General features: G+C 36.9%; 10 protein-coding genes. 5 read left to right on the top strand and 5 right to left on the bottom strand.

Features of this window, described 5'->3' with window-relative positions:
* The first annotated feature begins 5 nt into the window (after positions 1–5).
* Together mltG and HHL23_RS16580 are read left to right on the top strand one after the other, a co-directional pair.
* Entirely contained in the window at positions 6–1,031 is a 1,026-nt protein-coding gene (gene mltG, locus HHL23_RS16585) for an endolytic transglycosylase MltG (RefSeq protein ID WP_169235906.1), read from the top strand.
* Positions 1,032–1,201: 170 nt separating this feature from the next.
* Positions 1,202–3,724 (top strand): TonB-dependent receptor domain-containing protein, encoded by a 2,523-nt coding sequence (locus HHL23_RS16580; protein WP_169235905.1) that lies wholly within the window; start codon positions 1,202–1,204, stop codon positions 3,722–3,724.
* A gap of 39 nt (positions 3,725–3,763) precedes the next feature.
* Here the strand turns inward: HHL23_RS16580 and HHL23_RS16575 are convergent, their stop codons facing one another.
* From HHL23_RS16575 to HHL23_RS16560, 4 genes are all read right to left on the bottom strand, one after another.
* Complete coding sequence (locus tag HHL23_RS16575) at positions 3,764–4,222, bottom strand: adenylyltransferase/cytidyltransferase family protein (protein WP_169235904.1); 459 nt, start codon at positions 4,220–4,222, stop codon at positions 3,764–3,766.
* 105 nt (positions 4,223–4,327) lie between these two features.
* Entirely contained in the window at positions 4,328–5,347 is a 1,020-nt protein-coding gene (gene galE / locus HHL23_RS16570) for a UDP-glucose 4-epimerase GalE (RefSeq protein WP_169235903.1), read from the bottom strand.
* 20 nt (positions 5,348–5,367) lie between these two features.
* Positions 5,368–5,811 (bottom strand): hypothetical protein, encoded by a 444-nt coding sequence (locus HHL23_RS16565; RefSeq protein WP_169235902.1) that lies wholly within the window; start codon positions 5,809–5,811, stop codon positions 5,368–5,370.
* A 1-nt stretch (position 5,812) separates the two neighbouring features.
* Positions 5,813–6,937 (bottom strand): DegT/DnrJ/EryC1/StrS family aminotransferase, encoded by a 1,125-nt coding sequence (locus HHL23_RS16560; protein WP_169235901.1) that lies wholly within the window; start codon positions 6,935–6,937, stop codon positions 5,813–5,815.
* A gap of 86 nt (positions 6,938–7,023) precedes the next feature.
* Between HHL23_RS16560 and HHL23_RS16555 the strand changes: the two genes are divergently transcribed.
* Complete coding sequence (locus HHL23_RS16555) at positions 7,024–8,628, top strand: S8/S53 family peptidase (protein ID WP_169235900.1); 1,605 nt, start codon at positions 7,024–7,026, stop codon at positions 8,626–8,628.
* Between the two features lie 79 nt (positions 8,629–8,707).
* Here HHL23_RS16555 and HHL23_RS16550 read toward each other — a convergent pair whose 3' ends face one another.
* Entirely contained in the window at positions 8,708–11,242 is a 2,535-nt protein-coding gene (locus tag HHL23_RS16550) for a phosphoenolpyruvate carboxylase (RefSeq protein WP_169235899.1), read from the bottom strand.
* A 127-nt stretch (positions 11,243–11,369) separates the two neighbouring features.
* Between HHL23_RS16550 and HHL23_RS16545 the strand changes: the two genes are divergently transcribed.
* Both HHL23_RS16545 and HHL23_RS22565 read left to right on the top strand, forming a co-directional pair.
* Positions 11,370–11,819, top strand: a complete 450-nt coding sequence (locus tag HHL23_RS16545; protein WP_169235898.1) for an SLATT domain-containing protein — start codon at positions 11,370–11,372, stop codon at positions 11,817–11,819.
* Positions 11,820–11,947: 128 nt separating this feature from the next.
* Positions 11,948–12,255, top strand: a 308-nt coding sequence (locus HHL23_RS22565; protein WP_228464812.1) for a putative periplasmic lipoprotein, incomplete at its 3' end; no start/stop codon positions are given.

Genomic DNA, 12,255 nt, shown 5'->3' with positions numbered 1-12,255 from the left:
TAATAATGAAAAAAACGGTTCTCGTTATTGCTCTTCTTATTTTTGGAGCGGCAGGATTTTTTGGTTTGAGATTTTATAATAAATATTATGGAAACAATGTGGAAAAGGACGGCTATGTTCTGATTCCCCATAAAGCGGATTTCAAGCAGATCCTTGACTCCGTGGGTCCATATGTAAAAGATAAGGAAGCTTTTGAAGCTGTAGCCAAGGATAAAGATCTGGATAAATATTTTAAACCGGGCCGTTACCATTTCCAGTCAGGGGAAGGAAACACGAAGCTTGTGAATATGATCAAGGCAGGAAATCAGGCTGAAAATAGCTTCAGAATTGGAGATTTTGGAGATATGTATCAGATGATAGGAAAAGTAACCAAAAAGACTGAACTGGATTCTTTACATTTTGTCAATGACCTGGATCAGATAGCAGGAGAGAAAGGATATAAAAATGCAGAGGATTTAAAGAAGTATTTCTTCATCGATACTTACAATTTTTTCTGGACGGTAAGTCCGAGGGAGTTTTTCAAAAAGTTTGATGAACAGTACAATGAATTCTGGACGAGTGAAAGAAAAAACCAGGAACAGCAATCTGGGCTTACCAGAGAGCAGATCTATTCACTGGCCTCTATCGTTTATAAAGAATCAGGAGGCAAGAAAGACGAAATGAAGACCATTGCCGGATTATACCTGAACCGATACAGAAAGGGAATGAAACTTCAGTCTGATCCTACGGTGATCTATGCGATCAACAAGCAGACAAATTTCAAAGAACCAATCAAAAGGGTGCTTTATAAACATCTGTCTACACCATCACCTTACAATACGTATGCTAATGCAGGAATTCCTCCGGGACCGATCTGTGTCGTGGATAAAAATTCTGTAGATGCCGTTTTAAATGCAGAAAACAACAATTATATATTCATGTGTGCTGACCCTGCAAGGTTTGGCTATCATAAATTTACGGCCAGCGCAGAAGAGCATGCAATCAACGCAAAAGCTTATCAGGACTGGCTCAATTCGAAAAATATTAAATAAAAAACTAATTTAACTATATTTTAACAATACCATAATTAACTTTTAACACTTACATACGACTTATACATCTATAAATAATATATAAATTTTAATATTCTGAAAATCAACCCAATTAATGATTTCACAATATTAAGAGTTATACTTTCACGATTTTACACAAAAAATACCCTATGAATCAGACGGAAATTGTCAACATTTTCACAAAAAAAACGTTAGCACTTACTTTTGTACTTTCGGCAGCCGCAATGGCTTTTGCCCAGGAGAAAGCAGGCGTTACGGGAATGATTGTCAACAAAAACAACCAGCCGGTTCCTTATGCTTCTGTGACGTTCAGCAACAAAGCGAACAAGTCATTAAGCGATGCTGTACTCACCGACGAAAATGGACAGTACAAGCTGGAATTAGCCCCTGGAAATTATGATATCACAGTAGAAGCCATTGACTACAAAAAGAGCATTGTCAATAAAAACATTGCAGGCCCAGGAAACATTGGTGCTTTATCTATACAACCGGAAGCTACAACCACTCTTGATGGTAAAACTCAGGAAATCCAGGGAGTCGTTATTACTGCAGCAGCTACAAAACCCTATAAAGTAGAGCTGGACAAAAGAACTTACGACCCTTCTCAGGATATTGTAAGTAAGGGAGGAAATCTTCAGGATGTTCTTTCTAATGTTCCTTCTGTTTCTGTGGATACCGATGGTACTGTTTCGATGAGAGGAAGTTCTAATGTAAAATTCCTGATCAACGGAAAGCCTTCTGCTTTACTTGGAATAGATGATGGAGCTAATGCGCTTCAAAGTATCCCTGCGGATCAGATTGACAGAATTGAAGTGATCACCAACCCTTCTTCTAAATTTGAAGCAAGTGGTACAGCAGGTATTTTAAATATTATTTTAAAGAAGAATAAAAAGACAGGTTTTAACGGAAGTGTTACCGGAACTTTGGGATACCTTCCGCAAACTGCTCTTAATACAAACTTGAGCTGGAGAAAAGGAAAATTCACGTGGTTCTTAAACGGCGGTGGCGGTTACAGAGAGTCGAAAAACACCAGCAGAACAGATGCTATATTTAATAGCGGCATCAACAAAGAACAGCATAATGAATCGATCAGTAAAAATAAAAGCGATAATTATAATGCTTCTGGTGGACTGACGTTTGATATTTCTGATAAAACTTCAGTGAATGCCTCCGGAACCGTAAGAACCTTTGACAGCGACAATACAGGAAATATCAATTATTTTGATTATCCGTTCGTTGGTGCTGATGTTTTCAGACAAAGATCAAGCATTGGAAGCGGAAATAATCTTGCATTTCAGGGAGACTTTGGACTAGACCACAAGTTTAATGACAAGGGACAGAATCTTGCTCTTTCATTGAGCGTACAGAGAAACCGTTCAAATAATGATAGTGACATCAGTGATGCGACCGATGGTGCATTCAAACTTCAGGATCTTATCAACCAGCATACAGTCAATAAATCGGTGATAGCTAAAGCTGATTATGAACTTCCGATTGGTGAAAATTCTAAGGTAGAAGCGGGTTACAGACTGGATGCAAACAACAATGACTACAGTAATATCGTCATGCGTCGCAAACAAGCTGATCTTGTACCCAATTTTCTTCCTCAATATACCTATGACGCTAACTACAAAGAAATGTTCAATGCATTCTATGTTCAGTTCCGAAGCAAAATAGGGAAATTAGGTTATCAGCTAGGGCTTAGAGACGAAGTATCTAAAGTCGATATCAACTACGTAAACAAGGCAGGAGAGGCAGTCATTAAATCTAAAAATTACAACAATCTTTTCCCGAGTGTGTTTTTAAGCTATGAAATTGCAAAAGACAATCAATTTTTACTGAATTACTCAAGAAGAATTGACCGTCCCCGTTCTTTCTTTTTAATTCCTAATCCAAACTACAGCGATAGCCAGAATATTTTTGACGGAAATATTGACCTAAACCCTTCTTATGTAGACTCTTACGAGATAGGATACAGTATTTCTAAAAAGAATTTTACCATTAATCCTACTCTTTACTATAGACATTCAACGGATGATGTAAAAATGCTGGTATTTGATGAAGCTGTACCTGCTACTCCTACTGAAGATGCAATGACTGTCTTTCATACAAGACCTATTAATTTAGGTACAGATGACCGCTACGGACTGGATCTTAACTTTAACTGGGATGCTACAAAATGGCTGAAGTTCTTAGGAAATGTAGATTTATTCGGATATAAAACCACAGGGGTATATTTTGATCCTGCGATCATGGATAAACCTACATCTTTTGAAGGAAAAGGATTCTCTACCAGAGCGAGGCTTACTTCAACCTTTAAAGTTGACAAAACATTCAGCTTCCAGTTGCAAGGATTCTACAGAGGAGGCCAAAAAACAGAAAGTATCGACAGAAAAGATATGTATGCTGTGAATTTCGGAGCTTCTAAAACAATCTGGAATGGCAATGGCACGCTTAGTTTCAACATCCAGGATATCTTTAATACCAGATCTATGCAATCTACCGCATATGGAGCTAATTATACAAGAGACAGCTATATGCAATGGCAACCTAGACAGTTTGCTTTATCTCTTACTTACAGATTCAAGCAAGGTGAGAAGGTAGAACAGCCTAAAAGGAAAAAAGACATCAACTCCAATGCAGCTGGAGATGATCAGCAAAGTCCAATGTAACACAATAAAAAATCCCGAAAATATTTTTCGGGATTTTTTTTATTTTACGGTCTCAGTCTGTTCCTGTTCGTATTTTTCTTTTTCGGCTTCGTAGATTCTTTTTCTAAGATCGCTGGTGGAAAACCTGTGGTCTCTTTTGTTATAAAAAATCTCAATCCCTTTTTCTTCGCAGTACCTCTTACCAGTAAAGTCTTTATCCATATAATCATCACCAATGATCCTTACATCGATCACAAAAGACTTCAAAATATCCAATAGATCTTCTTCTGTATAATATGGAATAATCTCATCCACAGCATTCACAGCCTTTAGTTGAATATATCTCTCAACAATGGTCTGGCTTGGTTTATTTTTATTTGGACGATCGTGAGACGGATCAATCTGAAGTCCTACAATTAGATAATCGCATATTGTTTTAGCTTCTTCAAGCATTTTGATATGTCCTGCATGCAGTAAATCAAATGAGGAAAATGTAATACCTATTTTCTGTGTTTTCATATTAAATTCAATTAAAATTCTGTAAAAAAACCTCCACTCTTCTAAAATATAAAATAGTGAGGATTATAGGGGAATATCTTATAATTTATTCTAAAATATTTATTTTTAAACAGGCCTTGAATCCAGATACAGTTGCCATTTCCAGACTGTTCTCAATGATTCCTCCAAAGGTGTATCAGACTTCCAGTGAAGTTCTTTTTCAGCTTTATCAGCATTAGCATAAGCAATGGTAATATCACCTTCTCTTCTCGGACAAATCTGGTAAGGAACCTTCACATTATTAGCTGTTTCAAAAGCTTTCACAACTTCCAATACTGATGAACCCTTTCCTGTTCCCAGATTGAATATATCTATAACCGTTTCTTCATTGCTTTGCATTAATTTCTTAAGTGCACTTACATGAGCTTTAGCCAGATCCACAACATAAATATAATCTCGAACAGCTGTACCATCTTCCGTATCATAATCATCACCCCAAATGTTGAGTTTCTCACGAATCCCAACTGCTGTTTGGGTAACATAGGGAATCAAATTATTAGGAACACCTATTGGAAGCTCTCCCAGTTTCCCAGATGGATGGGCGCCAATTGGATTAAAGTACCTTAAAAGAGAAATTTTCCTGCTATAAGCTTTCGCAAAATCAGTCAAAATTTCCTCTCCCATCTGCTTTGTTTTACCATATACACTTTCAGGAAGTTTCAACGGAGTATTTTCATTAATTGGCATTTTCTCGGCCTGTCCATATACTGTGCAGGACGAGCTGAAAATAAAATTTGAAATTCCTCTTTCTTTAAATTCCTGAAGAATATTGATTAAAGTGAATAAATTATTTTCATAATAATCCAATGGTTTGACCTGACTCTCTCCTACCGCTTTAGAAGCTGCAAAATTAAGACATCCTTCAATTTGATGAGCATCAAAAACCTGAGCAAGCAGTTCTCTGCGTCTTAAATCGAAAGGATAAAAAAACGGCTTCTTGCCTGTAATCTCTTCGATATTCTTTAAAATAAATCTTTCCGAGTTGGATAAATCATCTACAATAACCACTTCAAAACCGTCGTTAAGTAATTCCACTACTGTGTGTGACCCTATATATCCAAGCCCGCCTGTAACAAGTACTGCCATTTTTTTTGTAATATTTTTTTTTAATCTGCGTGTTTTCCTATTTCTTCAATTTCTAAAAATACAGAATTGTCTTTAAATTTAGACTTTTGTATTAAAATGAATAGCCCAATCATAATCAGATATAAAATTGGGACTAAAATATAATCACTTGTGTCGTTTCCAAAGTTTTTTCTAATAAAAATTGATTCTAAAATTCCAAATGTAAATGTTATTATCAGCAAAATCAAAGTATATGAAAAAATTCTAATTGATTGCTTATATTTTATAATCAAAGAAACTAAACCAATAATCGATAATATTGCTATAATAATTATAGATAATGAATAAATAATATCTCTTTTTATCAAAAATGAATTTGTAACTATTCTGTTAACAGATGCAAACCCAAATACAGCTGAAAAAATTAAATTAATTAAAATTGAAAGCCAATAAACAATTTTATATTGAAAAACTTTCCCTTTCATTCTATTTCATAAACTCCAATACAGCATCCGTAATATACTTCAGCTGCTCTTCATCTAATTCGGTGTGCATTGGAAGAGATATTACCTGATCCAGAAGTTTATCTGTATTCGCAAAATCTGCATCATTACTTTCCTGGTAATAGGCCTTCTGCTTTCTCAATGCTACAGGATAATAAATCATTGCCGGAATTTCTTTTTCTGTAAGGAACTTTTGAAGCTCGTTACGTTTTCCGTTCAGAACTCTCAATGTATATTGGTGGAACACATGGGTAGAATTTTCTGATCTTTCCGGTGTAAGGATATCTTTAAGGTCTGCAAAAGCTTCATCATAATAATCTGCTGCTTTTCTTCTCGCTTCGTTGTAAGAATCAAGGTGTGGAAGTTTCTTTCTTAAAACCGCAGCCTGAATGCTGTCTAATCTTGAATTCACTCCTACCTCATCATGATAGTATCTTTCGTACATTCCATGGTTCACAATCCCTCTTAAGCGGTGTGCCAGTTCATCATTGTTGGTCGTAATGGCACCTCCGTCACCGTAGCAACCTAAATTTTTAGAAGGGAAGAATGAAGTAGTTCCCACAGTCGCCATTGTTCCGGCATATTTTTGAGTTCCGTCTGAGAATGTATACTCTGAACCTATTGCCTGTGCATTGTCTTCAATTACATAAAGATTGTATTCTTCTGCAATTTTTAAGATCTCTTCCATATTGGCACACTGCCCGAAAATATGTACCGGAATGATTGCTTTTGTTCTGGGTGTGATTGCTTTTCTGATCTCCTCCGGAGAAATGGTGAATGTATCGTAATCTACATCTACCAACACTGATTTCAGTTTAAGCAGATGAATAACTTCTACTGTAGCAGCAAAAGTAAAATCGGCGGTGATTACTTCGTCTCCTTCTTTAAGGTCCAAAGCCATCAGCGCGATCTGTAAAGCATCCGTTCCGTTAGCACACGGGATCACATGCTTTACATCTAAATAAGATTCCAATTCATTCTGGAAAGACTTCACTTCAGGGCCATTGATAAAAGCCGCAGAATCCATTACATTTAAAACTGCATTATCTACATCATTCTTTATTTTGTAATACTGACTTTGCAAGTCAACCATCTGAATTTTTTTCATAAATAAATATTTGTGTAAAAATAAGGAATTTAAAATCCTTTCAAAAATTTTATTCATTTTGTTTTATCTTTATAAAAAATAACTTCATGAAAAAACTTTTACTCTTTTGTCTTATAGCGGGTTACTCAACGGTAAATGCACAAACAGAGCTTGTTTTTGTTTATTTTACAGGCAAACCGAACAAAGCGGCTTTTTATGCCAATCCGCTTTCAGAACTGACTCAAAAATCCCTTAACAGACGTACTTCGCTAGGTATTCCGCTGAATGATCAGGATGCCCCGATTGAACAATCCTATATTCAGAATCTTCAAAATCTTGGTTTTACCGTTACCGATTATTCTAAATGGCTCAATGGAGCCGCTGTGAATGCTACTCCGGCCCAGATAACGATTTTACAGGCACAACCTTATGTATCTTCTGTAGGACGTTTTGCCAAAAACAATCCAACCGTACCTAAAACAGCCGCTCAAAATAAATGGAACACCATTTCTGACAGTCAAAAGACACTGACCGTTTTTGATTACGGCTCAGGTTCTGCACAGATCGACCAGATTAATGTGAGGCCCCTTCATCTGGCGGGATTTACAGGAACCGGAGTCTCTATTGCTGTTATTGATGCAGGATTCCCTTATGTAGATACCGGATCTGCTTTTGAAAGACTGAGGACTAATAATCAGATCAAAGCCGTGTATGACTTCGTTACCAAAACAAATAATGTCTACAATACCTCCATCAGCAATCATGGATCAGCAGTATTGGGCGCTATCGGAGGGTATATTAAAGATATTTTCGTAGGATCCGCTCCTGATGCAAATTTCTACCTTTACCGCAGTGAAAATGCTGTTGGTGAAGTTCCGGAAGAGGAATTGTATTGGATAGAGGCAGCTGAGGAGGCCGACAGAAAAGGGGTTGATATGATCACTTCTTCTCTGGGCTATAATATTTTTGATGATCCGAGATACAGCTATACCTATTCGGATATGAATGGAACCACTTCTTTTATCGCACGGGCCGCCGAAATAGCTGCGAACAAAGGAATTTTCGTTCTCGCCGCCGCCGGAAACGCAGGACTGCAGCCATGGCATTATATTATGACCCCAGCAGACAATACTAAAGTTTTCAGCATAGGCTCCGTAGATTCAGCAGGAGGCTCTTCTGGATTTTCATCTTACGGACCCAATTCCCTGGGGAATGTAAAACCTGACGCAAGTGCAAGAGGAACTGCTTCTGCAACAGTTACGAACGGTACACTAGCTAGTGTTAGCGGAACTTCCATTGCAACACCTATTGCCGCAGGTGGTGTGGCGTGTTTTATTCAGGCTTTCCCTTCGATGAACAGAGAACTGATGAGAACAAAGCTCAGACAGACTGCTTCAATTTACCCTGCTCATACAGACCAGATGGGCTACGGTATTCTCAACTTTGGAAACATTTATAATCAAACTCTTAATACTTCTGAGATTGTAAAAAAAGAAAAATTTGCCATTTTTCCGAATCCTGTTAAAAGCATTCTGAATATTGCTTCTGAAAGTGATATTCTATCGCTGGAAGTCTACGACAATTTAGGAAAACTGATCAGAAAAAATAACGGGCAGAAATCTATAAAAGTGGAAGATTTCCCGCCCGGAACTTATTATCTCAAAATTCAGGCAAAGGAGCAGATTTTTTATGAAAAATTTTTAAAGGAATAGTTTATTTGTTATAGCTAACTGCAGATTTATTTTAAACTAAAGAAAACGCCTCTCAGTTGAGAGGCGTTGTTATAATCAATTAAGCTGAGTTTCTACTCGCATTAATATTTCCAAATAGTGATCTGGTCACCAATTTTTCGTAAGCTTCCTTATTCCCTTCTCCTTTCTGGATTTTCATCAGGGCATACTGCTGAATACTCAACAGCGGCAATACAATCTTCTCCCGGATTTTTACGGATTTTCTGGAAAGCGGATCTTCTTCCTGTAGCAGTTTGAATCCTGTAAGCTCAAGCATAATATCTCTTGAAAGCGTATATTCATCAAAAAGTACATTCCAGAATGCACCAAACTTTAGATTATTCTTGATATAATAGGTCAGTGGAAAATAGGATTTATTCATACTCATCATAGAGTTCAGGATCAAAGTTTTAAAGAAATCGGAACCTTTATACAATTCTCTTACTTCTTCCAGTCGTCCCTGCTCTTTCATCTGCTGCATGGCAAATCCGAATCCGAAGAATCCCGGAACATTCTGCTTTAACTGTGACCATGAGCCTACAAATGGAATTGCTCTAAGGTCTTCAAATTTAAGCTCACTGCCGTTTCCTCTTTTAGACGGGCGGCTTCCGATATTGGTCTTACCATAATATTCCAGGGTACTCATTTCCTGAAGATACGGGACAAACATTGGATGAGCTTTCAGATCTGAATATTTTTTATAACTGATATCAGCCAGCTCGGCAATCAGTTTTCTCTCTATTTCTGTAAGGTCTTTTTTAGAATTTTTAAAGACATCATTTTCGACTCCGGCCGTCAGCAGCTGTTCGAAATTATATTTGGCCTGCTCTTTATTTCCGAAAATACTGGTGATGGTCTGCCCCTGGATGGTCAGTTCAATTTTATTGTTGGCAATGGTATTTCCCTGTGAAGCATAAAAATCGTGCGTTTTCCCTCCGCCTCTTGCGGGTGGACCTCCTCTACCGTCAAAGAATACGACCTTAATTCCATATTGAACGGAAAGTTTAGTTAAGACTTCTTTAGCCTTATAAATTTCCCAATTCGCCTTCAAATATCCACCATCTTTTGTTCCATCCGAAAAGCCGAGCATGATCGTCTGTTGGTTCCCTCTGCTTTCAAGATGTTTTTTATAGACCGGATTCTGATAAAGCTCATTCATAACATTTTCAGAATTGGCAAGGCCTTCCATGGTTTCAAAAAGGGGAACGATATCCATTTTGATCTGATCTTCCTGATACCCGCATATCTTAAAAAATGCATACACATTCATGACATCTTTTACGGCATCAGAATTTGAAATAATGTAACGGTTCATTCCTCTTTGCCCGTTCAGATCCTGGATTTCCGAAACCTGTGAAACCGTTAATAGGGTATCTTTAACGATATCTTCAAACTGATCTGCATTAACTTTTTCACCAAGCTGGATCAGTTTATTGAATTTTTCTTCCTGAGAAGCCTCTGTATTTCCATAAACTTTTGCAAAAACATCATCAATCACTTTCTGATGAATCCTGCTGTCCTGGCGAATGTCCAGTGTTGCAAAATGAGTTCCGAAAATTTTCACGCGGTCTCTGAAATTAGCCAGAAGGTCTAAAAACAAAGAATTATGCTCATTTATCAGTATTTTTTCTGCTTCGTTTGCCTTTTTCAGAATATCTTCTGCTGTAATTATATTTCCGTTGAAGATGGCTCCATACAGGTCATCACTCAATTGAGTCAGGACTTCAGAAACTCCTCTGAAACTTAACCTTCTTCTGATAAATTTCAAATGGCTGTAGTAGGATTTCAGGATTGCCGAACGAAGCTCTTCTGCGACTCTTTTTGTAACATCAGCGGTTACAAATGGGTTTCCATCTCTATCGCCACCCGGCCAAAAACCTAGCTGGATAATATCTTCATGAAGATGAAAATGCTCGTTTCCGAATGTCTTTTTAATTTTCGTAAACAATTCCCCAATCGTATCATAATATACATATCTTAAATAGGAGATAATGCTGAGAGCCTCATCTATAGGAGTCGGTTTTTCTTTATTAACGAAAGGAGTCTTACCTAACTGCTGAAGAAGCATATCAATCTGGGTAACAGAATCGCTGGTAATAGCGCCTCTTAAATCCTGAATAATTCTCTGTACTGAGCTTGGATAAAACTGGGTCGGGTGTGCTGTAAATACCACTTTTACCGTAAAACCCTCAAGCTTTTCACGGACTTTTTCAAGTTTGTGATCCTGATACGACCGTTCAAAAAGATTGGTCACTGTCCCACTGTCGCTTTCGGAATGAAGGTTGGGAAATGCAGCATCTTCAATACTGTCAAATAAAACCACCTGTCTTTCGATGTATTGTATGATTTTGAAAAGCAGTTCCAATTTCTGCTCTTCGGTCTGGAGGTCTGTATGGTTCTTAAAGAATTCTTCTACAATTTCCTCAGGAGTCTTTCCTCCTTCATATCCGTTTCGGCTTTCCTCGTAAAGGAAGGGAAGAAGCATCCCGATATTGGTCATTTTATCATAAGGCAGGCTCATAAATAATGAATTGTAGATCTGGAACTTATTCTCCACGATCTGCCTGAATTTTTCTGCTCGTTGGTCGTGTATCATATAACAAATGTAATGGATTTTGGAATTAAATTAATTGACAAATGACAAAAAAGGAGTACCCGGAACAAAATTATTTTAATATCCTTTCTTAGAATTAATTCAATACCTTTATTTAAAACTATTTACCATGAAAGAAGACTCTATAACTGATCCTTTTTATCTACAGATACAAAAGGAAATTAATCGTATTGAAAGAAAGGCTGACAATTACATTTGGATATTTTACATCATCCGAATGACTCAAATTATTTTTGCAGGAATAATTACCGTTTTGGCAGGAATATCAGAGATTGAAACGCTCAGTAAAGCTAAACCCATTTTGATTCTAGGAGCTGTAACAACTGCAGTTACAGCATTTGACACTCTATTTCAAGTTGATAATAAGAAAAATACGTATAAACTTGTTTTATTCGAACTCAGAGCTATCAGAGCCGAAATTGTTTATGAATTTATGAAAGAAGGAAAAATTGACAATGAATTTAAGGCCACATTTTTGGGGAAATATCAAAAGGCTACTTCTTATGCAAGAGATCTGATTAGTACAGATATCGATAAAGCGAAAGAGGTTAAAAAATAATATTTTCTATGGACTTAAGTCTTTTAAAAATATTTAGGACCCGTTATAACAATTCAGGTTTATAATAATTTTGAATACAACAGTTTAATGATTAATTTTACTTATCACAGAAATTAATTAACATTCTAATGAAACATATATTCATATTCCTTTTAATCGCTTTTATTTTCATAGGCTGCGGTGAAGATTGTTATAACGCTCCTCAGACGATAGCCTTTAAATTTGTTAATTCTAATGATGAAAATCTGATCACCAATGGCACCCTTACTGCTTATTCGGTCAAGGATGAAAATCAGGTTGGGGTACAATCAGGGCAAACGCATCATAAATTAATTAATTTTTCAAGATACCTGTTATCCCATCCTGCTTTTAGGCGCTTTCCTCTAACACCGACTTTGAGCGTTTTCTCATTTTTCAAAAGATTGAGAGCTATTTT

The organism is Chryseobacterium antibioticum (genome assembly GCF_012927325.1).
In the GTDB taxonomy this organism is placed as follows: domain Bacteria; phylum Bacteroidota; class Bacteroidia; order Flavobacteriales; family Weeksellaceae; genus Chryseobacterium; species Chryseobacterium antibioticum.
Note: the sequence above shows the minus strand (reverse complement) of the source record. Positions and strands in the feature narration are given on the sequence as shown.

Excerpts from the sequence above, each read along its gene's own strand:
- mltG (WP_169235906.1), top strand. The coding sequence starts at position 6 with ATGAAAAAAACGGTTCTCGTTATTGCTCTTCTTATTTTTGGAGCGGCA.
- HHL23_RS16580 (WP_169235905.1), top strand. The coding sequence starts at position 1,202 with ATGAATCAGACGGAAATTGTCAACATTTTCACAAAAAAAACGTTAGCA.
- HHL23_RS16575 (WP_169235904.1), bottom strand. The coding sequence starts at position 4,222 with ATGAAAACACAGAAAATAGGTATTACATTTTCCTCATTTGATTTACTG.
- galE (WP_169235903.1), bottom strand. The coding sequence starts at position 5,347 with ATGGCAGTACTTGTTACAGGCGGGCTTGGATATATAGGGTCACACACA.
- HHL23_RS16565 (WP_169235902.1), bottom strand. The coding sequence starts at position 5,811 with ATGAAAGGGAAAGTTTTTCAATATAAAATTGTTTATTGGCTTTCAATT.
- HHL23_RS16560 (WP_169235901.1), bottom strand. The coding sequence starts at position 6,937 with ATGAAAAAAATTCAGATGGTTGACTTGCAAAGTCAGTATTACAAAATA.
- HHL23_RS16555 (WP_169235900.1), top strand. The coding sequence starts at position 7,024 with ATGAAAAAACTTTTACTCTTTTGTCTTATAGCGGGTTACTCAACGGTA.
- HHL23_RS16550 (WP_169235899.1), bottom strand. The coding sequence starts at position 11,242 with ATGATACACGACCAACGAGCAGAAAAATTCAGGCAGATCGTGGAGAAT.
- HHL23_RS16545 (WP_169235898.1), top strand. The coding sequence starts at position 11,370 with ATGAAAGAAGACTCTATAACTGATCCTTTTTATCTACAGATACAAAAG.